The 22,920-nt window shown below is 45.2% G+C and carries 20 protein-coding genes; 8 read left to right on the top strand and 12 right to left on the bottom strand.

Features of this window, described 5'->3' with window-relative positions; all coding sequences use genetic code 11:
* From D1155_RS07565 to D1155_RS07550, 4 genes are read right to left on the bottom strand one after another with little or no spacing between them, the layout of a single operon-like run.
* Positions 1–1,368: an amidohydrolase family protein gene (locus D1155_RS07565; protein ID WP_160201788.1), complete on the bottom strand. Its 1,368-nt coding sequence runs from the start codon at positions 1,366–1,368 to the stop codon at positions 1–3.
* A 2-nt stretch (positions 1,369–1,370) separates the two neighbouring features.
* Positions 1,371–1,613: a hypothetical protein gene (locus D1155_RS07560; RefSeq protein WP_160201787.1), complete on the bottom strand. Its 243-nt coding sequence runs from the start codon at positions 1,611–1,613 to the stop codon at positions 1,371–1,373.
* Complete coding sequence (locus D1155_RS07555; RefSeq protein WP_160201786.1) at positions 1,610–2,791, bottom strand: M20 family metallopeptidase; 1,182 nt, start codon at positions 2,789–2,791, stop codon at positions 1,610–1,612. The genes D1155_RS07560 and D1155_RS07555 overlap by 4 nt, the downstream gene beginning before the upstream one ends.
* A gap of 41 nt (positions 2,792–2,832) precedes the next feature.
* Positions 2,833–4,233 (bottom strand): AbgT family transporter, encoded by a 1,401-nt coding sequence (locus D1155_RS07550; protein ID WP_160201785.1) that lies wholly within the window; start codon positions 4,231–4,233, stop codon positions 2,833–2,835.
* Between the two features lie 676 nt (positions 4,234–4,909).
* On the opposite strand from D1155_RS07550, the gene D1155_RS07545 reads away from it, so the two are divergent.
* Complete coding sequence (locus D1155_RS07545) at positions 4,910–5,341, top strand: DUF4251 domain-containing protein (protein WP_160201784.1); 432 nt, start codon at positions 4,910–4,912, stop codon at positions 5,339–5,341.
* Positions 5,342–5,917: 576 nt separating this feature from the next.
* Here the strand turns inward: D1155_RS07545 and D1155_RS07540 are convergent.
* The 3 genes from D1155_RS07540 to D1155_RS07530 all read right to left on the bottom strand — a co-directional run bounded on the left by D1155_RS07540 (position 5,918) and on the right by D1155_RS07530 (position 8,337).
* Positions 5,918–6,580 (bottom strand): sigma-70 family RNA polymerase sigma factor, encoded by a 663-nt coding sequence (locus tag D1155_RS07540; RefSeq protein ID WP_160201783.1) that lies wholly within the window; start codon positions 6,578–6,580, stop codon positions 5,918–5,920.
* 324 nt (positions 6,581–6,904) lie between these two features.
* Positions 6,905–7,054, bottom strand: coding sequence for a hypothetical protein (locus tag D1155_RS07535; RefSeq protein WP_160201782.1), 150 nt, complete (start codon positions 7,052–7,054; stop codon positions 6,905–6,907).
* 263 nt (positions 7,055–7,317) lie between these two features.
* Positions 7,318–8,337: an FAD:protein FMN transferase gene (locus D1155_RS07530; protein ID WP_243151046.1), complete on the bottom strand. Its 1,020-nt coding sequence runs from the start codon at positions 8,335–8,337 to the stop codon at positions 7,318–7,320.
* A 31-nt stretch (positions 8,338–8,368) separates the two neighbouring features.
* On the opposite strand from D1155_RS07530, the gene D1155_RS07525 reads away from it, so the two are divergent.
* The 5 genes from D1155_RS07525 (at position 8,369) to D1155_RS07505 (ending at position 14,364) form a co-directional block, all read left to right on the top strand.
* Positions 8,369–8,740, top strand: coding sequence for a NusG domain II-containing protein (locus D1155_RS07525; protein WP_160201780.1), 372 nt, complete (start codon positions 8,369–8,371; stop codon positions 8,738–8,740).
* Entirely contained in the window at positions 8,724–9,248 is a 525-nt protein-coding gene (locus tag D1155_RS07520) for a Gx transporter family protein (RefSeq protein ID WP_160201779.1), read from the top strand. Before D1155_RS07525 ends, D1155_RS07520 begins: the two co-directional genes overlap by 17 nt.
* Positions 9,249–9,261: 13 nt before the next feature.
* Entirely contained in the window at positions 9,262–10,977 is a 1,716-nt protein-coding gene (locus D1155_RS07515) for an aminopeptidase P family protein (RefSeq protein WP_160201778.1), read from the top strand.
* Positions 10,978–11,175: 198 nt separating this feature from the next.
* Complete coding sequence (locus D1155_RS07510; protein ID WP_160201777.1) at positions 11,176–12,456, top strand: MFS transporter; 1,281 nt, start codon at positions 11,176–11,178, stop codon at positions 12,454–12,456.
* 18 nt (positions 12,457–12,474) lie between these two features.
* On the top strand, positions 12,475–14,364 hold the full coding sequence (locus tag D1155_RS07505; protein ID WP_160201776.1) for a Xaa-Pro dipeptidyl-peptidase: 1,890 nt from the start codon (positions 12,475–12,477) through the stop codon (positions 14,362–14,364).
* On the opposite strand, the gene D1155_RS07500 is transcribed toward D1155_RS07505, so the two are convergent.
* Entirely contained in the window at positions 14,327–14,563 is a 237-nt protein-coding gene (locus D1155_RS07500) for a hypothetical protein (RefSeq protein ID WP_207709519.1), read from the bottom strand. The genes D1155_RS07505 and D1155_RS07500 overlap by 38 nt on opposite strands.
* A gap of 243 nt (positions 14,564–14,806) precedes the next feature.
* Between D1155_RS07500 and D1155_RS07495 the strand changes: the two genes are divergently transcribed.
* Positions 14,807–15,343 (top strand): LuxR C-terminal-related transcriptional regulator, encoded by a 537-nt coding sequence (locus D1155_RS07495; protein WP_160201774.1) that lies wholly within the window; start codon positions 14,807–14,809, stop codon positions 15,341–15,343.
* A gap of 32 nt (positions 15,344–15,375) precedes the next feature.
* Positions 15,376–16,884: a carboxypeptidase M32 gene (locus tag D1155_RS07490; RefSeq protein ID WP_160201773.1), complete on the top strand. Its 1,509-nt coding sequence runs from the start codon at positions 15,376–15,378 to the stop codon at positions 16,882–16,884.
* 94 nt (positions 16,885–16,978) lie between these two features.
* Here D1155_RS07490 and D1155_RS07485 read toward each other — a convergent pair whose 3' ends face one another.
* The 4 genes from D1155_RS07485 to D1155_RS07470 form a co-directional block, all read right to left on the bottom strand.
* On the bottom strand, positions 16,979–18,256 hold the full coding sequence (locus tag D1155_RS07485) for a DUF4143 domain-containing protein (RefSeq protein ID WP_160201772.1): 1,278 nt from the start codon (positions 18,254–18,256) through the stop codon (positions 16,979–16,981).
* Positions 18,257–18,426: 170 nt separating this feature from the next.
* Positions 18,427–19,644 (bottom strand): peptidase T, encoded by a 1,218-nt coding sequence (gene pepT / locus D1155_RS07480; protein WP_160201771.1) that lies wholly within the window; start codon positions 19,642–19,644, stop codon positions 18,427–18,429.
* A gap of 10 nt (positions 19,645–19,654) precedes the next feature.
* Positions 19,655–21,835 carry a transglutaminase domain-containing protein gene (locus tag D1155_RS07475; RefSeq protein ID WP_160201770.1) on the bottom strand — a complete coding sequence of 727 codons (2,181 nt, stop codon included), beginning with the start codon at positions 21,833–21,835 and terminating at the stop codon, positions 19,655–19,657.
* The gene (locus D1155_RS07470; protein WP_160201769.1) at positions 21,825–22,886 is read right to left on the bottom strand and encodes a DUF58 domain-containing protein; all 1,062 of its coding nucleotides are present in this window, start codon (positions 22,884–22,886) and stop codon (positions 21,825–21,827) included. Before D1155_RS07470 ends, D1155_RS07475 begins: the two co-directional genes overlap by 11 nt.
* Positions 22,887–22,920: the final 34 nt, after the last annotated feature.

Raw genomic sequence — 22,920 nt, 5'->3', positions numbered from 1 at the left:
CTAATCTTCTCTCTGATGAAAACTGATAAACCGTCCAAGTCTATCACTGACGATTTCTTTATGCTGCATAGCAATTTCACCGCCTATGATGACATAGCTTATCCCCTCAGGCTGCACGTCGATATTTTCATAGGTGGCACCATCTATTATAGTCGTTTCATCAAAAATAGTCAAATCCGCATCAGCGCCAAGTTCTATTCTTCCTTTGTCCGATAAAGACAATCTATCTGCCGGTCTGACGGTCATTTTGGCAAGAGCGTCAAGTAAAGAAATCACCTTTTCTTCTCTTACATATTTCCCCAGAACTCTGGGAAAAGTGCCTGAAGCGCGCGGGTGTCCATCACCGCCAAAGAGAATTCCATCGCTGCCAATCATACCGTGTTCACTGGAGATTGCTGCAGAAATTTCTTCTTCATTCATAATAAAGCCCACCGCCATCATGTCAGGATATTTTTCTCTCGCCTCGTCTAAAATTTCTTTTGTGCAATAGGTGTTTTTATAAGGTTCTTTCGTCAGCATAATGGCGCTGATATCCTCACACCACTGATTCAGGCATTCCTCTTCAAATACCTCACTGCCTATCAAGGTTGAAAAGGCGTTATACGGATAAGTATCAAAATCCAGCAGCGGATTTTCGCTAATCAGTTTATCAATGAGAGCCAGAGACTCTTCCATCTGCCCGGTCGCAGAGCAGCTAGACAGATGGGAAATCTGAAACTTTACACCGCTGTCCTTTGATAAACGCTGCATTTCCTCTATGGACTCGATGGCACCGATGCCGGATTCTCTATAATGTGCCGATGCCAGATATCTCTTATCTTTTAGCAATGCCAGCGCTTCCATCATATCGTCATAGGTTATCGCAGGGTCATATTCTATTCCAAAAGAAATACCGCAAGCGCCTTCCCGCAGCTCTTCTTCTAACAATGTTCGCAGGCTTTCTCTCTGATGTTCATTCGCACGCTCATAATGTCCCAATCCAAGTTCATAGCGCATCTGATTGTAACCTGCAAACATAACCATATTGACAGGACTTCCGCCCAGTTTCGCTACCCGGTCTTTGAATTCAGCCAGCCTCTGCCTCTGTATGCCGCAGTTTCCGCCACAGGCCGTCGTCACTCCCATCTTCAGCATCATATTTCCGATTATATATTCTGCATCTTCTCCCAGCAAATCATCTTCATGCATATGAATATCAATAAAGCCTGGCGATACAATTTGGTTCATCGCATCTAAGGTCTTCTTTGCCTCGGGCATATCTTCCCCTAAATAAACAATTTTCCCATTACGAACACCGATATTGGCTTTCTTTATTTGTGCCGCCTGAAAGTCAGGGTAACGCCCGTTTATAATCAGTAAATCCATCATATCTATTTACCTCTTTTATTCTTCCTCATATTCATAATAGCAATTATAGCATAGACCAGTGTAAAAGTTAGTGCTGCTCCATTGACAGTAGAAACTAGACTAAGTCTGGCTTCTGCCAGCAAATACACCGCCATAGCGCCACTAGCACCGAGAATCAGCGCATTTTTATTAAAACCATAGCGAAGCAACATCAGAAATGCCAGCAACGCCAAAATCGCAGGTAAAAATGCTCTTACGTACATCATGCCTTCTTCTCCTCAAATTCTGTTTTCAGTTTCTTTAAGTTTTCTTCATCCGCCAGCATTTTAATCACATGGCGGCAAATGATACCCGCACCAGTCGCCAGTGCCTTGTGTGCTCTGTCTGTCTTCATAGCATCGGCAAATTCTCTGGTATGTATTGGCACGCCTTTGTCCACCACCTGCAAGGTCGGATGAAAGACTGGGCAGACAAAGCTTACATTGCCGCAGTCGGAAGACCCAAAGAGTTCTTCGGGATTGCCGTTTAAAGTAAGTCCCATTTCCTCATAGGTTTCTGCAAGCAGAGCATTACCAAAGGGTAAAATCAGCAGATTATCGTACCTTTCTGCAGTTGCTTTCTTCTCCCAGGTAGTCTGGGTTGCAATAGCAGCACCCGCTGCACAGTCATCAATCATCTTGTTGACCTGATTCAGATAAGGTCTGTCAAATCCGCGAATGTAAAGTTCTGCAGATACTTCCTCCGGCACAATATTCGGCGCTTCTCCCGGATTTCTGATAATGCCGTGTATTTGGATATCCGTTTTCACGTGCTGCCTAAGCATATCGATCGCATGAAAGAACAGCTGACAGGCATTAAAGGCATTATGTCCATCCCAAGGTGCCGCCGAAGCATGGGCTGCTTTCCCATGAAAATAATAGGTATAGGTATCCAGCGCCCGCAGCTTCGTATAAACCTGATTGGCATCGTAAAGGTGTATCATCATCGCCATATCATAATCATCAAAAGCACCGGTGCGAATCATCTTCGGTTTACCGCCGTTATACTCCTCGTCAGGGGTTCCAATGATATGAATATCCACATCCAAATCGTCCTGCAGTGCAGAAAGTGCGATACCTGCAAGTATACTAATAGAGCCGCTGAGACAATGTCCGCAGGCGTGCCCCAGTTCTGGAAGTGCATCATATTCTGCAAGCAGCGCAATTTTATATTTATGGTCATTATTTCCAAAAACCGCCTTATATGCTGTTTCCAAGCCCGCAAAAGGATATGTCACGGTAAATCCTTTTTCTCTAAGAAGGGCAGTCATTTTTTCTGTAGTTCGGTATTCCTGACCGCCTACTTCCGGATGATCTGCCAAATCATCACTAAGAGCCATCAGCTCCTTGTGAAAAAGACCGATTTTTTCATCGGTCTTTCTCACAAGGCTCGTATATGTTTTCATAATTTTACTCACCTCTTAAATTTCACTCCAGTATGTCGTTCTTAGAACGGTCCCCACTGCATTAAGTGTGCAATTACAACCAGAATTGCGCCTAATAAGTATTGAATTCCAATTAACGGCAGAATCCATCTTGCCCATTTTTCCCAAGGAATCTTTGCAAGTGCCAAGGCTGCCATAAAGTAGCCAGATGTCGGTGTAAAGATATTGGAAATACCATCACCCAGCTGGAATGCCAGCGTTGCAGTCTGACGGGTTACACCTACCATATCAGCAAGCGGCGCCATAATCGGCATGGACACTGCAGCCTGACCGGAACCGGATGGAATGATAAAGTTCAGTAAGCACTGGAAAATATACATACCAACTGCGGAAATCACTGAAGGCAGCTGCATCAGGATATTTGCAGTTGCATGCAGCAGTGTATGGATGATATTGCCGTCTGTCAGCACTACCATGATACCTCTGGCGAAACCACAAACTAATGCGCCTCCGCAAATTCCAGTCATTCCGTTGGAAATAGATTCTGCAAACTCATTGACTGACATGCCGCCAATGATAGCTGACACAATCGCCAGGCCAAAGAAAAGTCCCGCAATTTCATTAAAGTACCAGCCCCACTGAATAGTTCCATACGCAAGAAGAACAATGGTAATCAGCAGTGCCAGCAGAACCAGTTTCTGTCTGATTCCAAACGGATGCAATTCCTCATCCAGTTCCAGTTTGTCCTCTCTCTTCTGATCTTCTTCATACATTCTGGAAAGGGTCGGATTCTTTTTGACTCTGCGTGCATAAATCATAACAAATGCAACTGTAACAACTACCATAGATACATACACAACAATTCTGTATCCCAGTCCAGAGAACATCGGAAGTCCCGCAATACTTTGCGCAACGCCCTCTGTATATGCGTTCATAAAGGCGCCGCCAAAGCCTGCCGCACCGCCGCAAAGTACGATAGCTGTACCGGTGATAGAGTCAAAGCCTAATGCGAGGCAAAGACTTACGCAGATTGGAATATACGGCAGTAAATCCTCTGCTGAACCGATGATCGCTCCCATCAGTGAGAAAATGAACATCATAACCGGAATGATAAAAAGTTCTTTTCCTGCAAGAGCTTTAGAAACTTTGACAAGTCCTGCCTCAATCGCTCCTGTATCCCCGATTACGCCAAAGCACGCACCAAAGATAAAAATCAGAAATACGATATCAGCTGCTCCCAGCATTCCCCTGAATACAGCGCTCATAGTGCCCATCAGATCCACCGGCGTCTGATCAATATAGCGGAAAGTATCAGGGTCTACAACTTCTCTGCCATCGTCCAGCACCATCATATCATAGGCCCCTGCCGGAACAATATACGTTAGAATTGCACATAATATAATAAGGCCTGTGAGTAATGCGTACACGTGTGGTACTTGGAATTTCTTTTTTGTTTTTTCCATTTTTCGCTCCCTTACTCGATTAAAGATATAAAATATATTTTATACCATTATATGTTACCCCCCCCCCGGGTATATATCCGGTTTTAGTTATTTTGGTAAAAAAACTAGCTTTACTGAATATTTCTATAAATCTGAAGTGCAAGAAAAACTTTACAGATGGCAAATCCATATTTCCACATGCACAGCAGCCTCACAAAGGACTAAAGTCTGCACACTTTCTGCTCTCTTACTGGTATGCAGATATAAAGCACTGCATTTTGTTGTTTTTCTTTTGCTGCTCGTCACAGCAAGCCTGTGAAAACGATTCCCGTATCATTTTATCTCAGAAAGAATTCTGCTCGTGCCCTCTGGCATGCATAAAATCCAGATTTTTCCTCAATATATGCACGTTTCTTCATCAATCTGTGCAGATTTTTAAAGAAATCAGAAAAAATATGCACCTTTTCATCCTGATTGAATTGATATTTTTCATCCAGACATCCCATTTGTGCATATTATAAAGGTTTTCTCAAATTTTACGCACAACTGCGTGCATATTTTGATGATTTTCTTCAAATATATGCATTTCAGACTACTTTTAGCGCGCATTTTTCCTTGTGTTTGCTAATGGTTTCTTAAAAGTTGACAATAAAAACAAGGCAAGATATACTTGCCTTGCGAAAGTTTACTCTTATCAATGATTGAAAGGAAAACCATGAAAAAAAAATTCGTCTGCATGTTTCTCATGCTCGCTCTAACCCTTGGAATGACTTCTGTTTTTGCCTCTGCAGATACAGGTTCGACATATAGTACTGGTTCTATTGGATTTAGCACTAAAAGAATTAGTGATACAAAAGCAGCGGCTAGTGTCGCTATCAACTTCTCAGCCACTGCTGATAAATATACTGTTACTATTACCTTACAGAAGAAATCCGGCAGCAGCTGGGTGACAGCTACTGATGTCAGTGGCAACACGATTAAATACACCGGTACAAATAAATTTAATGTTCTTACCTATGACGAATGGACCGTAAAAAAAGGTATTGTTTACAGAGTAAAATGTGTCTCTACTGACGAATACGATCGCGGCAGCAAATATACTTCCACTTCCTACTCCGACCCTTTCTAAAACGCCTATCATCTCTCTAATCCATCTGCAATAGCAGAATATTCCTCATCTGATAAAGCTCCGCCTATTGTACACAAACTCTCTTCTATAAGAAAATGTGCACTTTTTTCTTCATCTTCCTTCATCATAATTTTAATACCCTGCGTCGTATTAAAAGTACGGTTATAATTTGGTATCATTTTTAAATCTGTATCATCAGTTTGAGTGATTCTAAAAGTACTCTCTCCTTTTTCGTATACATATATGTAATTCTGCACTAACTCCGTCACTTCTACCCGTAGTTCTTTAAACTCATATCCCTCTGGCACATAGCCTGGAATCAGCAAGTCTGGATAGTTTTTCTTTACGGTTGCAACCTTATCCCATTCTGTTTCAATCATCGTATCGCCGCCTAAGTTTGCTCCCGGGTCTTCAGCATTATTTTTTACAATTGTGCTGTTTCCATCCTCCATTGTAACCGGACCGTTTTTCCCAGCAATTGCAGCGTCCGGCACCAGCAAGTTCATTGCACTAAAAGTACCTGCGCAAACAATCACAACACAGGATATCGCAGCCATATACTTTCTCTTTCTAGCCCTACTCCTTTCCTTGGCAGCTGCGACCCAGCCTTCCAACACCTCTGCGTCTAGTTTTGTCTTCTTTTCGTGTCTCTTCAGTGCCGCTCCTATCTCCTCCATAAACTTCTGCTCGTTCTTCTTCATGTTTTCTCTCTCTTCTCGTTTCATGCTTTCCCTCACTTATCATTTTCTCCAGTTCTTTTTTCGCTCTGCGTTCTATCGTTTTCACCGAATTGTAATTCATCTTTAAAAGCTTTGCTATCTCCACCATGCTCAATTCCGATACATAGCGGAGTCTGATTATTTCCGGCGCCGGCGGCTTCAGACTATTTACCATTTCAAAGATGTCTTCATCGCTGAAGTCTATCTTTGACGCATATTCTTCTGCGCTAATCCTGTCAAGCTCCTGCTCACAGGACTCGTACAAAAACTCTTTGTCTTCTCGCCTTTTACTTTTCCTTCCGATTCGTCCCGCTTTTCTCATGGCAATTTTATACAACCAAGAATCCATGCTCTCTATGTCCCGCAGCTGATGCAAATGTAAATAAGCCGCAACAAACACTTCCTGCACAACATCATCTCTGTCGCTGTCTGCCACACCAAAGTGATAAGTTAATCCCAGTATCTTGTCATATTTCTCACAAAGTACTGCTCTTCTTTCTGAAAGTTCTTTTTCTGTCAACTCTCCTTCTCGCTTTCTTTTTGTTTTTCGCTAAATAGCGGTTCCTTTAGTGTATCTCTTTTTTACCATTTTGAAAAGGAACTCTCAGGGTACTTTTTGAAATTTCGACAATTTTTTTGCAAAAAAGAAGTTTTATCGATAGAATATAAAAATCCGCACCACTTTAATGTAAATATAAGGCAATAGTGCAAGACAAAATCAAAGAGATTATTTCACATTGAAGTGAAAAAGAATCCAGATTAAATGCCGGGATGCAGTTCAATCTGATTTAATATGATTAATATGTAATAGCCTGTGCTGCAGAGAAACCGGCGCGCCATAATCTCAAGATTTTTTTGGATATCCGGCGCTCACCCCATGAAAACCGCCATCTTCTAAGCGTTTTTTTGTATACATGGCGCCAGCCATCCGCCAAACGCCATATTGGGATTCATTTTCTAAAAAACTGGCGCGCACCTGCTGCCTGATATCCACTTTTTTGATATTTTACTATAGGACGCTAAAGTTTTTCCGACTATCTGGCTGCATTTCTTTCTGCCGCCGCCATTTTGCCTTAAAAAGGTTTTGGATTTGGCACTTTTCCAAAGGTCTACACCATGTATACAGAAATCAAGCCCAAAATTGGCGCACGAAAATTTCGCTTAAAGTTTCGTGAACCAGGTGCTACGGTATCCTTTCTGCAAATCTTGCAACAGAATAATATTTTTCTCCACTCGCCGATTTACCTCCTGCTGCACTCATTTTTCTTCCGTGAACCCAGTGAATCCGCTGGTCTTCGTCAGTACGCCGTCCTTGTCCACAAAAAGCGCTTCCACACTGTCAATGCTCTCAATAAACTCGATACCCTCTTCCACGCCCAACATGAGGCAGATGGTCGCCATAGCGTCACAGTCGGCAGAGGTTCCTTTATCACCCACGAGACTTACACTAACGACATCGTTATTCACCGGCCATCCGGTTTCCACATCCAATATATGATGGTAATAAGTTCCGTCCGCTGCTTCAAATCCGCGCTCGTAAATGCCGGAGGTCACCACCGTTTTATTTGCGGTCTCCACATAGCCGACAATTTCTCCACTATCAGAAAACGGCTTTTCAATACCAATTTTAAAGGCATCGCCGCCCTTATCGCCAATTACAATAATATTGCCGCCAAAGTTGACGACGGCGCTGGTAACGCCCAATTCTTCCAGACACTCCGCCGCACGGTCAGCCACATAGCCCTTTCCTATGCCGCCTAAGGTAATCTCCGCCTTAGGATTTTCCAGCGTCACATCATTTCTGTCAATCTTCACCGCCCGGTAGTCAACACCCTGCATAGCTTCCTCCACTGCCGCCGTAGAAGGCACCTTCGGCTCCGACTCATGAAAATCCCACAAAGCAGCTACTTTTCCGATGGTGATATCAAACTTTCCGCCTGAAAGATCGCCATAATACAATGCCTTTTTCAGCAAAGAAACCGTTCGCAGGTCGCATGCAACAGCCTTGCCGCCCGCATGATTCACCTTGTAAATATCACTGCCCTCAATGGTCGCACTGATCAGCGACTCGTACTCCGCACATAAAGCAAAAGCTGTGTTGATGGCATTCTCCGCATTCTCCTGCCCCATAGCTTCCATGTCGTAAATCGTAATCTGACATAGAGTGTCCATGTAGTAACTTGTTTTTGATACCGGCTTTTCTGTACAGCCAGTCTGTGTTATAATAATAGAAGCAGTCATTATCGCAATGACCGCAATAGAAAGAAATTTTTTCATTACATATACCTCAAACTTTATTGGAGTTTTTATGTTCAAAATCATCAACAAGGCTGATATCGTGCTCTTTTTCTGCCTGCTTCTCATAGGTCTTGGCCTTTCTGCGTGGTCCCTCACATCGGGCGGCGCCGGTCAACAGGTCATCGTCACGGTGAACGGACAGCACTATGGCACCTACAGCCTCTTCGAAAATCAGACGATAGAGATTCAGCAAAAGAATCATCTTAATAAGATTACCATAAAAGACGGCACGGTGCAAATGACTTATTCCGACTGCCACAACCAGGTGTGCGTCAAAGACGGCAAGGTTCGCATGGCAAATCAGAGCATTGTCTGCCTGCCAAACAAAGTCATGGTCGAAATCGTCGGCGGAGAGGGGGAGCTTGATGCAATCTCAAATTAGTACTCGTACCAGAAGAACTAAGGCGCTAGCCCTTTCTGCCATGTTTGCCTGTCTTGCGCTGATTTTTTCCTATGTAGAAGCAATAATTCCTTTTAACATCGGAATCCCCGGTGTCAAACTGGGGCTAGCCAATCTAGTCATTGTCATCGCCCTGTACGAGCTGAATTTTCGCTACGCCTTTGTCATCAACATGGTCCGAATCCTGCTGGCAGGACTTTTGTTTAGCGGCGTATTCGGTGCGCTTTACTCACTGGCTGGCGGCATTTTGTCCCTACTCGTCATGTGGATTTTGAAAAAGACCGAACTGTTCAGCATGGTCGGCATCAGCATGGCAGGCGGCGTGGCGCACAACATGGGGCAGCTTTTAGTCGCCGCCGCCATCGTATCCAATCTGCGCATGTTCCTGTATTTTCCGATATTGATGTTCAGTGGGCTTGTAACCGGCATTCTCATGGGCATTGTCGCATATGTCATCGACAACAAAATACCAAAAAGTATATTTAGATAGAAAGAGGTTTTTTATGAAACAGCAATTAATTGACCTGCGCATACGCATGCAGCAGGCAGGCATTGACGCCTACATCATTCCAACCACAGATTTTCACGGCTCCGAATATGTCAATGACTACTTCAAATGCCGCAAATTCCTTTCAGGTTTCACAGGCTCTGCGGGAACCGTGGTTGTCACACAGGAGGAAGCATATCTCTGGACGGACGGCAGATATTTTCTACAAGCCACGGATCAGCTAAAAGACACCGGTATCGGCCTGATGAAAATGGGGCAGCCGGGGGTTCCGACCATCGACGCTTATTTAAAAGAAAAGCTAACACCGCAAAGCACCATCGGCTTTGACGGCAGAGTCTGCGATTACGCCTTTGGCTGCAAACTGGAAAGCATCTGCAAAGTAAACTACGAACTGGATCTGGTCGGTGACATCTGGAAAGACCGCCCCGCTATCAAACCGTCTAAGATTTACGGGCTGCCGTCCTCTGTCACCGGTGAAACAGCTGGTTCCAAGCTGGCGCGGGTTCGCAGCTATATGGAAAAAAAGGGCGCTGACTATCATCTCATCACGAAACTAGAAGAAATCGCATGGCTTTTCAACGTGCGCGGCGACGATGTCGCCAATACCCCAGTATTCTTCAGCTTTGCGCTGATTGCCAGAGATCACGCATACCTTTATGTCATGGACGAAACTTTTAAAGAAGAAGACGTCCGTCCATATTTCCAGATTTTTGAAGACATCAAGACGATTCCGCAAGGTACAATCCTGCTGGATGAAGATGTAGTCAGCTATGCTCTAGTGCGTTCTCTGCCTGAAAAAGTACAAATCAACAACAGCAGCAGTCCGGTTACCATGATGAAAGCCCTAAAGAATGAGGACGAAATCAGAAGCACAAAAAATGCCCACCTAAAAGACGGCGCTGCTATGGTAAACTTCATCTATTGGCTGAAGCAGACCGTCGGCAAAGAGGAAATCACAGAAATTTCTGCTGCTGATTACCTGGAACAATGCCGCAGAGAGCAGGAAGGCTGTTATGACCTCAGTTTTACCACCATTTCCGGCTATATGTCAAACGGCGCTATCGTCCACTACGAAGCGACGCCAGCAACCAACAAGACACTAAAACCGGAAGGGTTTCTTCTGGTGGATTCCGGTGGACAGTACGAGGACGGCACCACCGATATTACTAGAACCATCGCCCTAGGACCTTTGTCGCAGAAAATGAAAGAGCACTACACCACAGTACTTCGCTGTCACATTCGTCTTGCCATGGCAAAATTCCCCGTGGGTACTACCGGCAGTGAGCTTGACACTTTGACCAGACAGCCGCTTCATGCCATCGGTCTTGACTACAACCACGGCACTGGGCACGGCGTCGGTCATCTGCTCAGCGTCCACGAAGGGCCCCAGACCATCAGCGGTAAACCTGGCTGTGATGTGCCGTTTTATCAGAACATGATCACTAGCAATGAGCCGGGCGTTTATCTGGAAGGAGAATACGGAATCAGGCTGGAAAATGAAATTCTCTGTGTTGACGCTGCAAACGGAAAACTGGGCTTTGAAAACCTGACTTTCTGCCCATTTGACAGGGAAGCAATTCTTCCAGAGCTTTTGACAGAAGAGGAACTGGCATGGCTCAACAACTACCACAGAGAAGTCTACGAAAAAATCGCACCGCGGGTATCCGCAGAAACTTCCGCCTGGCTGAAAGAGCAAACAGAGAAGATATAAAAGAATATATAAAATTCAAAGCAGCGGCTGGTTTTCCAGTCGCTGTGTTTAATTTATTCTGGTTTCTCGAAATTCTCTTGACATTCAAAACATATTGTAGTATCGTTTGTTTATAAATAAACGTTTTATAAATTTGTTTATTTATAACGGCACATGTCATTATTAATCTATCATTATTGAAGAAAGGACAAGAGAACTATGCAAAAACTACTTCAAAAAATTGGTTTAGGCGAAAAGATGTCAAGGAATTTCTGGGCAATTCTAATCGTCGCTTTCGGTGGCGCCATCATCTATGGTCTGCCATATTTCAGATTTGACTATTACGATGTTTATCTGGAAACCTATCATCTGACCAATACCCAGATGGGTGTATTCGGCAGTGTACTGGGTATCTTCGGTATGATTTCCTACCTATTCGGAGGAATTGTCGCCGACAGATTCTCCACCAGAATGATTCTGACCGTATCGCTGATCGGAACAGGTCTGGGCGGATTTGCTCATCTGCTCCCGCTAAACTACACTGCTCTTCTATGTCTCTACGCATTCTGGGGAATTTCCTCCCTGTTTGCATTCTGGCCTGCCTGTGTTAAAGCAGTGCGTATACTCTCCGGTTCCGGCGACCAGGGTAAAGCCTTCGGCTTCTTTGAAGGCGGCAGAGGCATCGGCGCCGCTTTAATGGCGATGGGCGCAGTAGTCGCATTCAGAATCGGTATCGGTCAAATTGACAATCAGGCACAGGGAATGAAATACGTTATCATATACTACTCTGTTCTGACTATTCTGATGGGAATTTTAGCATTCCTCACCGTTAAAGACGGCAAGATGGAAGCCAGCGACAGAATCTCCTTCAAAGGCATTGGTCAGGTTCTGAAGCTGCCTGCAGTATGGATTATCGGATTCGTTACCTTCTGCAACTATGTATTCACCCTTTCCCTGTACTACTTCACACCGTATGCTACAGGTATTTTAGGCGCTACCGTTACTTTTGCTGCAACTCTAGCCGCTCTGAAGAGATGGCTTGGTACTGTCAGCAGTGTGGCAGGCGGCTATATGAGTGACAGAATCGGAACAGGCAAAACGATTTTGATATCCTTCTTAATTATGGCTGCAGGTACCGCAGGCATTTTACTGCTGCCGACTAATGCTAAGAGCATCATTGCATTCACTGTCATTTTCATGATCATTTATATCTTCTACAGTGTAAACTATGCGCAGACTTGGGCAATGATGGACGAAGGCGCAATCCCTGAAAAATATTCCGGCACTGCGGCAGGTATCATCTCCACTGTTGGTTATCTCCCTGAAATCTTCGTGTCCGTCATGGCAGGTATCATGATTGACCAAAACCCAGGCGTTGGCGGCTACAGACAGTTCTTCGGATTCATGATTGGCATGCTGCTGCTTGGCGCTGTCATCACCGTAGTATGGATTAAATTCCTGAAGAAAAACAACGCAAACACAACAAATCAAGAAGCATAAGCAATTAGAATGGTAACTATGATGAAAAAAGAAAGTGTAAACAAAGAAATATTATTTGAAAGGGTCTATGTAGAAACGCCTGTCGATACTGACGGCGACGGCAGGTATGACCTGATTGCCGTTTACATCAGACGACCTGTATCAACACTTCACGGCGAAAAAGTTCCTGCTATCTATGTGGCCAATCCGTATATGCTGTCCTGTAATGAGAACTGGTATGTGCCGCACAATGTAAATCAGGAAGTAAAAGTATATCCTGCACAAAACATTGCTGAGGAAGATATTCGCTACGACTTTTCCAAGGAGCCAACCTTTGCAGTCACGGAGCATCGTAAGACCAGCGGCTATGCTAAGACCTCTCCCTGCACGGAAGAGGTTGAACTGGAAGGCATCAATCCCATTTACGATCATTTTAACGCAAGAGGCTATGGCTGCGTATTCTGTGGCGGACTGGGCACTAGAGGCTCCGAAGGCTTTACACTGTCGGGTTCGCGCGAAGAGATTCTTGCTTTCCGTTCCGTCATAGACTGGCTCTGCGGCAGATGTCGTGCTTTTACCAACAAAACCGACAACATTGAGATTAAAGCAGATTGGTGCACAGGTAAAGTCGCTATGTCAGCGAAATCCTACCTCGGAACTATGTGTATCGGCGTAGCGGCTACCGGCGTGGAAGGACTGGAAACCATTATTCCCGAAGCAGGCATCTGCAACTGGTACGACTACTATCGATACAACGGGCTGACTGTACCTGCCCTTGACTGGCAGGGAGACGATCTGGATATCCTTGCAAAGTACTGTTTTAGCAGGGCTAAAGATCCAGATGACTACGAAAAAATCAAAGACGCTTATGCCCAGCAGCTGGAAAATCTGTTCATAAACGAAGATCGGGATTCCGGCAATTACAACCTGTTCTGGGATCAGCGTAACTATCTGAGACAAATTGAAAACTTCAAAGCCTCAGTATTTATCATTCATGGTCTCAACGACTGGAATGTAAAGACAAATCAGTGCATTCCCCTTTTTCAGGCTTTGGAAAAGCAAGGAGTTGAGCGAAAGCTTCTGCTTCATCAGGGTGAGCATGTCTACATATATGCGCTGAAAGACGCAGGGGTGCTCTCTATGCTGGAACGCTGGCTGGATCACTATCTAAAGGGCATCGATAACGGCGCTGAAAAAGAACCAAAAGTTTTGGTAGAAAGCAACACAGATCAATCCCGCTGGTTTGCCTCTGATACATGGCCTCCGGCAGACTGGTCTTATGTGGACTTCTCGATTCGCAGCGCTAGCAATCAAAAGACTTCCGTTATCGTCGATGATCTATCTAAAACAGCCTACGACAAAGCTTCCGACAATCAGAAAGAGTGGCTGGACAACTTGGTTTTAGCCGAAGAAAAAGACGCACCATACCGCTGCAGATTTTTCTGGAATCCGTGGGAAGCAGATACCTCAGCGCAGAAGACAGCTCACTGCAGCGCCGATGAACTGCGCATCTCCGGCACCATCAAAGTATCCTTTGATGCAGCCATCGATAAAAAAACGGCTATTCTCAGCGCTATGTTGGTAGATATAGGCGCAGACTGCCGAATTACCGCTGAGCAAGTGCCTGTCGAAGGGGATAATACTTTCGTCTTTGGCACGGAAGCCTCCCCATCTGCATATAAAGTGATCAGCCGCGGCTGGCTCAATGCGCAGAATCGAACCTGTCTCTGGAGCAAGGAAGATATTATAGCTGGACAGATTTACAGCTACGATTTTGATATGGTTCCGACAGATCACAGCTTGAAAAAAGGTCATAAACTGGCGCTTATTCTATACGGCATCGATGCCCAGCAGACATTGCGACCGGATACAGTCACCAGAATTGAAATTCCTACAGGCAGCATCCGGGTACAAATTCCTCTGCTTTAGGCACATAATTAAAACTATTACAAAGGCTGCCTTCCCGGCGGCCTTTGCTCATATTTGCAACGCCAAAATCTATAGCCCTTGTGGCTGCCGCAGCCATATATAGCAGCATGGCAAAGGCATGAAAAATATCATTAGCCATCAATACTGACAAAATGATAGCAGAATGCAGGATTTTGTCAGTAAATCGTAAAGAATCCATCTTAATACGCCTGAAATCCTGACAGAACTGACAAAATCAAAAATAATTGTCAGTATTGGCAGGAATTTTGAAAGAAACACTGACAAAACTGACATAAATCTAAAAAGCTGTCAGTTTTGTCAGTTCCAGAAAATCATTAAACGTTTTTCGTGCGTTTGCCGTGTATAGCAGGAAGAACACTTGCCATTCAAAACAAAATATGATATCGTTTTTGTATAGACTTTTGCATTCAGGAGGATTTTAATGGAATTAAAAGAACTAACAGTCTCCGAACTTTCTAGCGGCTATTACCGTTCAAAGGAAACCGGACAGCTTACCTGCATCTTCTGCGGCGAAGCTTTTGAGGAAGGACTTATCTATAATTCCCGAGGAAGAAATGTCACGGCTCAGCGCGCCATAGCAGAGCATATCTTCGACCGACACGGCGGCGTATTTCACGGGCTGATTCAGCTGGACAAGCAGATTAACGGTCTCTCCGAAGTGCAGAAAGATATTCTCACCGGCATGTATGAAGATATCGATAACAAAACCTTGGGCGAAGAACTTCACATCAGTACCGCTACAGTTCGCACCCACAAATTCAATATACAGAAAACGAAGCGTCAGGCACAGATTCTGCTGGCAATTCTCGCACAAATTGAGGACGAGGAACTGGTAGCAGCCAGAAAACAGCTGTCAGATGAGAGTGCAGAAAAGGCACCGATAGATTTTCCAAAGCCAAATCAGGATTTCTGCCGCAACACCCTGCACCCGTTCTTCACTACATTTGACTTAAAATAGCGACATAAGAGTTTCAGGAGGTAGTTAAAACTATGATCGGATATTACAACAAACTCGCAGAGTTTAAAAAACTGATCAGCCGCATAGAGTATTTATCCTATACGCAAAATTCTCTGATTTACTGGGATAAGCTCACCTATATGCCGCCTGGCGCCATCTCCTATCGTGCCAAAGTCCTCGCTTTTCTGGCAGATGAGCAGTACAGATTTATGTCTTCTGCAGAATTCAACAGCTACATGGCTTACTTTGATCATCACAAGAAAAATGATGCTCTGACCAAGTCCATGATTGCGCAGATAAAGCAGAGCGCCGAATACGTACGGCGGATTCCCGAAGATGAATACCAGGCATATATCCAGCTGATTGCCGTTTCTGAGCAAGTTTGGGAAGAGGCAAAGGCTAAGTGTGATTTTGCCTTATTTCAGCCATATTTAGAAAAAATCTTCAGCACTTTTAAAAGTTTTACGAAGTATTGGGGATATGAAAAAGATCCTTATGACGCTCTTTTGAACTATTATGAGCCTGGACTCACAACAGAAACGATTGATAATTATTTGGTGAAGCTAAAGCCTTTTCTCATAGATCTCTACAGTCAGATTCAGCAGTTAAACCGTTCCTCCCTTTCTTCCTGCGAAATCCTTCCAGTCATGGGCGGCAGCAGCCAGAAAGCCCTTTGGGAGCATCTTCTTAAAAAAATGGGGTTCAGCTTTCATACTGGGCGCGTGGATATCGGTTCACACCCCACAGTTCTTGCTAATTCTCCTGATGACGTGCGCATTGTCAACGCCTACCGCGAAGATAATACAGTTTTCGGTCTGTTCAATGTCATGCACTCTGCAGGCAAAGGCATCTACCAGCAGTCCATCAGCAAGGATCTGCTGGGTACTTTTCTCGCAAAGGTACCTTCTTTCGCCTTGGAAGAAGGAATCGGGCGGTTCTACGAAAACATCATCGGAAGGAGCAAAGGCTTTGCTGAATTTTTTACACGGGAACTTTCGGTTTTCTCTGGCGGCAGCCACTTGCTTTCCGCTCAGCGTTTCTATGAAGATGTCAATGCAGTAACACAGGCCCCAATCCGTCTGCAGGCAGATGAACTGACTTATCTGCTTCACGTTATCATTCGCTATGAAATCGAGCGGGATCTCATCAATGACCGTCTTAAGGTTTCCGATCTGCCTGAGGTTTGGAATCAAAAATACCAGGAAATGCTGGGCTGCACACCTGCCAACGATGGAGAAGGCGTGCTGCAGGATATCCACTGGGCTGCCGGTTATGTCGGATATTTTCCGACCTATCTGGTCGCAAATCTTGCAGCTGCACAGCTGGCAACTGCTATCGATACCAGCTGCGGCCATCTGGACGATCTGATAGCAAAAGGAGATTTCGCTGCAATCAACCAATGGCTGAAAGAAAATATCTTCACCTACGGGGCACAGTATTCCACCAGCCAGCTCCTAAAATCAGCTTCCGGCAGCTCGCTGTCATCCCAGCCCTACATGGATTATCTGCAGAAAAAATATACAGAAGTGTACAAATTATAATTTCCAAGGCGCAGTGAGTATATCATGGCAGCATCCTTTGAGAAATCTATGCTAAACAAAAACCGGCTTCATGCCGGTTTTTATTAAATCGTTATCAATTTTTCAAAGCAGTAATGGGTACAACATATACACCATCTTCCCTTTGATATGCTGCATTTGACATACCGCATATCACGCACAAAATTGCAGGCAGTTTCCCTTTGGGCTCTTTTTCAATATCTTTTTTAAGGCGAAGTAAGGCTTCTGCTGCTGCTTCTATCTGATTGGCACCCAGCTTAATCTCAAAAGCACTCCACTTTCCATCAGGCATTTCAACAACAGCGTCAATTTCGCCGCCTCTATAATCCTGATAATGATAGAGCTTTCCGCCAAAAGACTCCGCATAAATCTTTAAATCCCGCTCGCATAGAGACTCAAAGAGAAATCCCAACGTCTCTAAATCGCCGAGAAGTCTTTCCGGTGTAGCTTTCAGCAAAGCACACGCTAAGGAAGGGTCCGAAAAATGCCTCTTCACCGCCTGTTTTACACGAACAGAGGAGCGAATTTCAGTTGAAAACGGAGGCTGATTATCAGTAATAAACAGTCTTGCAAAAATATCCAGATATTCTTTTACCGTTTCGATATCAATATCCTCATCATCTATTTCTTTCATATCATTTTTTAAGGTTTTATTTGTAACAGTTGTGCTCTCATTTCGGGCAAGGGAGCGCAGCAGTTTCTCCATTTTAACAGTATTTCGCTTTACCCCATCTATGTGATATACGTCATCTTCAATGACCGCGCTTAAATATTCCTCAGGTATGATTGCTGCCTGCTCCTGTGATAATCCCAAACTACCCGGCCATCCTCCACGAATGATATAGAAAATCAATTTTCGCAAATCCACGTTTCCTGTCATTACAGCTTGGAAGTCACCCTTACAGAGTTTCTCCAAGGAAACTTCTCCTGAAGAATCACCCGACTCATACAGCGACATCGGACGCATTCGCAATCTCGCAATTCGCCCTGCCCCACTATGCAGAATCCCTTTGTGATTAGGCGTCGCTGAACCGGTCAAAATAAATTGCCCCTTTTCCCCCGTCTGATCCACCTTATGTCTAACTGCGTCCCATATAGGCGGCACTTCTTGCCATTCATCAACAAGTCTAGGTGTTTCCCCCTCTAAAACCAACTCCGGCGATAACTCTGCCAATTTCCTGTTCTGAAAATTACCTTCCGGATTGCCAATTAAAATTTCACTATTGCTATGAAAAGAAGACGTCCAAGTCTTCCCGCACCATTTAGGTCCTTCTACGCATACCGCTCCGAAAACTTGCAGATATTCTTCAATGGTTTTATCAATGATTCTCGGCATATAATATTTCTTGTCCATGCTCTCACCTCTACCATTATTGTACCCCAATCCGATAGATTTTACAACCTTATTCCTATTTATTTTATTTTTTCAACCCGATTGATTTCACATTTTCAACCCTACTAATTTTAAAAAAACAACCGGATTCCTGCAAGGTCGCCGGTTGTTTTCTATTTATATTCTACCTCTTATCTCTCCGCATACTTTCCGATAATCGCCAGTATCAATTCCGCGGTTTTCTCCATATGGTCGATATTGGCAACTTCGGTCACGGAGTGGTGATTCCAAGAGCCAGTTCCAAGGTTCGGGCAAGGCACGCCTTTGAAAGAAAGCTCCGCACCGTCTGTACCGCCGCGAATAGCCGGCACACGAGGTGCAATGCCAAGCTCAGCAATCGCTTCTTTCGCGTAGTCAATCAAGTGCATGTGAGGTCTTACCATCTCCGTCATGTTGCGGTAGCCGTCGGTCACTTCTGCAGTCACTGTGCCATCACCGTACTTAAAGTTGAGCAGTTCCGCCACTTTGCGCACTGTATCTTTTCTCTTTGCAAACTTTTCAGCATCGTGTTCTCTGATGATATAGCGCAAGGTCGCGGTACTGCAATCGCCGTCCATGTGCATGAGGTGATAAAATCCCTCGTAGTTTTCCGTGTGCTCCGGTCTTTCAAACGGCGGCAGCATAGCGTTAAACTCCATAGCAATGAGCATGGCGTTCTTCATTTTGTCCTTAGCTTCTCCCGGATGGGTTTCTACACCCTGCACGGTGATTTTGGCAGAAGCGCCGTTGAAATTCTCATATTCGATATCGCCAAGATCTGCCCCGTCCACCGTGTAAGCAAACTCTGCGCCGAATGCTTCCACATTGAAGTTGTCCTGACTTGTGCCGATTTCCTCATCAGGCGTAAAAGAGAATGCAATCTTGCCGTGTTTCGTCTCAGGGTGAGCCGTAAGATATTCCAGTGCCGTCATAATTTCTGCAACGCCGGCTTTATCATCACCGCCCAGCAGGGTTGTTCCATCAGTTACAATCAGGCTGCATCCTTTAGCATTTCGCAGATTTTCATCGGTTTTCGGATCCAGCACAGCCCCTGATTCCAGGGTAATTATACCGCCGTCGTAGTTTTCAATGACGCGAGGCATTTTTACCGGTGATGGATGGGCGTCAGCCGTGTCCATATGCGCAATAAAACCGATGGTCGGCACATTTTTATCCAAATTTGACGGAATACTGCCGTAAATATATCCCATATCATCAAGGCGTACATCGGCAATGCCAAGGTCCTTCAACTCATCTACCAGTGCCTGCGCAAAATCCTTCTGTCCCGGCGTGCTCGGCACCGTACCGGTCCCCTCCAGCGACTGGGTGTTCATCATCACATACTTCAAAAATCTTTCCTGTAGTTTCATTCTTTTCCTCCTATAAAATCTTTTTATTTTTCTTTGCCCAGGCAGCAATTTTCCTGTAAAGCTGTCTGACCGCTTCTTCCTCTTCTTCGCTTACTGGCGTATTTCCAAAAGCTGCCCTGCTGACGATTTCCGTCGCCCGCTGCGCTTCCTCCTCGCTGACTTCCGCTACCGCTATCGCCAGTTTCTGCGCAAAATCCTCTTCACTGCCGTCATAACCGGAAAGTACTCCCGCACCCTGCAGTTTTTCCAGCATTTTCGCAAATGCCTTTCGGCAGTTCATTTTCTCAAGAGAGCGCAAATATATTTTTCTTCCTAAAACTCCTGACGCAGCAATCATCGCCGCTAACAGTGCAACAAGACTTCTGCCAAGAGGCGTGCTTCCTGCCTCTTGGTCCCCGCTCGGATTTTGATTCTGTTCCTGCCGATTGTCTTTCTCCGAGCCGTCCTGTGAATCAGGTTTATCACTGCTTTCCGGTTCCTTCTGTTCACGGCCTGCGCCCTCAGAATCCTGCTGACCGGCTCCTGTGCCCTCGGCTTCTTCATCAGCAGGCGTTACTTCAACCGGCGTCCAGCCCAGTTCTTTGTCGAAAATCTCCGGCCATGCGTGAGCCTCCTCATCGGTAACGACTGCATAATACATTCCATCTTCTTTTTTCACAAAATCCGATGGTCTCACCGCAAATCCCATGGAATAACGGGCAGGCACACCATACATACGATAAAGCAGCGTCGCCGCCGAAGCAAAATGCTGGCAGTATCCTTGCTGGCTTTCAAAGAGAAAATGCTCCACTGGCTCTTTTCCCAAAGGGATTCTCCCCGGTGAATCAGTATACGTCCCGTGGGTCAGCAAATAATTTTTGATAAAGGATGTAATATTTGCTTCCCCTTCCATGGGATTTTCCTGCTGCAATGCACTTAAATTCGGCAACTTACTTCTGTTTATCTGCGTATATGCCTTTTGCGCCGCTACTTCGTAACGCCGATGCAGATTACGCTCCCTGTCAAAGGCATAACTCCTTGCCAAGCTGTACACGTTATCTCCATTTTCATCAATTCCCGCAAAAAAGTTAGAAGTACTCGCCGCATCCCAATCCGGCTCCATATCCTTTTTCTCAAAATATGCATAGCCCTCTTCCCCGGCTTGCAGCACGTGGTTCTCCCAGGATGCATTGTGCCACTGACCATAGTAAATCCCGTAAGACGGCGAGTCCTGATCTGCACGTCTTACGTAAAGAATCCGTTCCTTCTCTGCGCCTGCACGGTTCACGTCGTAATACATATTAATAAAACGATTTACCGTATCGGCTCTGCTATCTATCTCATTCAAAATCTCCCTGTCCGCCGCGGGAAGCCAAGTTCCGTTGCTATATGTACCTCCGCTGAAATCCCGCAGATAGATGGTCTCCGTCGGCTTTTCCTCAGCACGGACTTCCATGACCACCGTGTCTGATGTGTACAGATTTCCTCTGTTAATTCTCCGCACGTTCTGCCGGTTTTTCACAGTAATTGTGATTTCACTCTCAATCTGCTGCAAAGTCGGGTCAATCGCTTCCGCCCAGCGATACAAAAACCCATCGCCGCTTCCTGCTATTACATGAGAGACCAGCAGCAAAACAGCCAGCATCCCTGCCGTAATACCTCCGGCTTTTCGCATCACCTTTGGACTTCCTTCTGCCTTTTCTCCAAAGTGAACCGCTGTAAAAAGCACCTGATAAAGTCCCAGCAAAATAATACAGAGCCAGCCGGGGTCGATTCCGGTAATCGGCACGCTGAGCAGAAGCGCCATGGACAGCACCCACATGATAAAATGCCAGCCCAAAACGCACTCTGTCAAAAACAGCAATACAGAAAGTCCGCCAAAGACGCAGACCAAAAATCCGGTCATGTCGTACATGTACCAGTAAAGCCTACCCTCTATACAGCCGAGAAAATATGGAAACATTTGAATTTGTGCCAAAATCCAGTCGTCCCAAATGAGAACGCACCCTGCAAAAAGCACAGCGACTGCAACAGGCAGCGCTTTCGCCTTAATCCCGTAAAGGCTCCAAAATAGAAGGCATGGCGCAGCCGCCGCAAAGACAACCAGCTGCCTTTGGCAAATTAAGTCCTCTATGTCAAACACATAAGTTAATATTCCCAAGATTCCAATCAAGAGAAGAATCAGATGGAAAACGGTATTTCTATTTTTCATCAAATCCCTCCCCGATATAAACGGTCTGCGCCAGCTGTTCGCTGAGCTTTTCCGCCTCAAAAATCGCAACCCTTTTCTTTCCATAGAAAAGATTCAGCTCTAAATCCAGACAAAATCCTTTTGCACAAGCCGCCTCATCGCCGGCTGTCAATCCATTAAACCGGTCTTCTTCACGGTAAAGTCTGCATAAAAGCAGGTCTATTTCCCTCTCAGAACTAATCCTTGCGCTCTGCAGCGTGTTGTCCTCACACCGCCAGCACACTCTTAGAGACCTTCCCACCGCCAAAAGTCCGGCAACTACCCCATACAGCACCTGATAAAAGGCACTGATTTTTTCCGGTTCATACTCGTCACACCCGGCTAAATCCAGAAACAATTCACTGCATGCGTCACTGATTTCACGATATTCCTTTACGAAGAGATTATCTGAACGAACACTCTGCTTCCATGCGATATCCCTGGCTCTGTCGCCCTGCTGATATTCGCGAATCTGAAAAAGTTCCCGCTCTGTCTCTTCCTCCGCTGCGCTGCCCCTTTCAAGGTAAATACGCAGCACATGTTTTGGCGGAAGTACTGCGATTTCTATAGATGTCTTCTGTGCAAAGCGCCTTCTGAAAAGTCCCAAATAATCCCAAAGATACGCTTTTTTTATGGTTACATCTAAAAGACCGCAAAGTTCCGCACGAGCCGGCAGTTTCAGCAGCAGCGCCTCCTTTGCATCTAAGGAAATACTCCGACTTTCCTTTCTCCTGCGGCAATTCTTATCTCGCTTCATCTTTTTAGACGCCGTCTGATTTCTGCGATATCCCCAATTCCATTTCAGCTGCACCTTTGTCACTGGCAGCACGCCAGTATTTTCCACTGTCACAGAGCAAAGGGCATCCTTTTCTGTATGAAGCCGCAGGTTCTGCAGTGACTCCGCGCTCAGTTGCACACGACTTCGCAAATACCAACTGAGAGGATACATGGCAAGAAATAACATCGTTTCCGCTGCTGCCAGCACCATGATGTGCGCTGCATGGAAAAATCCTGCCAAATACCAGCTGACCAAAAAGAGTGAAATTAAAACACTTTTTTCATAGCTT

This window comes from Anaerotruncus sp. 80 (genome assembly GCF_009936115.1).
Taxonomy (GTDB): domain Bacteria; phylum Bacillota; class Clostridia; order Peptostreptococcales; family Anaerovoracaceae; genus Senimuribacter; species Senimuribacter intestinalis.
The sequence above is the reverse complement of the archived record's forward strand: the minus strand, read 5'-3'. Positions and strand labels throughout refer to the sequence as shown.

Excerpts from the sequence above, each read along its gene's own strand:
- D1155_RS07565 (WP_160201788.1), bottom strand. The coding sequence starts at position 1,368 with ATGATGGATTTACTGATTATAAACGGGCGTTACCCTGACTTTCAGGCG.
- D1155_RS07560 (WP_160201787.1), bottom strand. The coding sequence starts at position 1,613 with ATGATGTACGTAAGAGCATTTTTACCTGCGATTTTGGCGTTGCTGGCA.
- D1155_RS07555 (WP_160201786.1), bottom strand. The coding sequence starts at position 2,791 with ATGAAAACATATACGAGCCTTGTGAGAAAGACCGATGAAAAAATCGGT.
- D1155_RS07550 (WP_160201785.1), bottom strand. The coding sequence starts at position 4,233 with ATGGAAAAAACAAAAAAGAAATTCCAAGTACCACACGTGTACGCATTA.
- D1155_RS07545 (WP_160201784.1), top strand. The coding sequence starts at position 4,910 with ATGATTGAAAGGAAAACCATGAAAAAAAAATTCGTCTGCATGTTTCTC.
- D1155_RS07530 (WP_243151046.1), bottom strand. The coding sequence starts at position 8,337 with ATGAAAAAATTTCTTTCTATTGCGGTCATTGCGATAATGACTGCTTCT.
- D1155_RS07525 (WP_160201780.1), top strand. The coding sequence starts at position 8,369 with ATGTTCAAAATCATCAACAAGGCTGATATCGTGCTCTTTTTCTGCCTG.
- D1155_RS07520 (WP_160201779.1), top strand. The coding sequence starts at position 8,724 with ATGCAATCTCAAATTAGTACTCGTACCAGAAGAACTAAGGCGCTAGCC.
- D1155_RS07515 (WP_160201778.1), top strand. The coding sequence starts at position 9,262 with ATGAAACAGCAATTAATTGACCTGCGCATACGCATGCAGCAGGCAGGC.
- D1155_RS07510 (WP_160201777.1), top strand. The coding sequence starts at position 11,176 with ATGCAAAAACTACTTCAAAAAATTGGTTTAGGCGAAAAGATGTCAAGG.
- D1155_RS07505 (WP_160201776.1), top strand. The coding sequence starts at position 12,475 with ATGATGAAAAAAGAAAGTGTAAACAAAGAAATATTATTTGAAAGGGTC.
- D1155_RS07500 (WP_207709519.1), bottom strand. The coding sequence starts at position 14,563 with ATGGATTCTTTACGATTTACTGACAAAATCCTGCATTCTGCTATCATT.
- D1155_RS07495 (WP_160201774.1), top strand. The coding sequence starts at position 14,807 with ATGGAATTAAAAGAACTAACAGTCTCCGAACTTTCTAGCGGCTATTAC.
- D1155_RS07490 (WP_160201773.1), top strand. The coding sequence starts at position 15,376 with ATGATCGGATATTACAACAAACTCGCAGAGTTTAAAAAACTGATCAGC.
- D1155_RS07485 (WP_160201772.1), bottom strand. The coding sequence starts at position 18,256 with ATGGACAAGAAATATTATATGCCGAGAATCATTGATAAAACCATTGAA.
- pepT (WP_160201771.1), bottom strand. The coding sequence starts at position 19,644 with ATGAAACTACAGGAAAGATTTTTGAAGTATGTGATGATGAACACCCAG.
- D1155_RS07475 (WP_160201770.1), bottom strand. The coding sequence starts at position 21,835 with ATGAAAAATAGAAATACCGTTTTCCATCTGATTCTTCTCTTGATTGGA.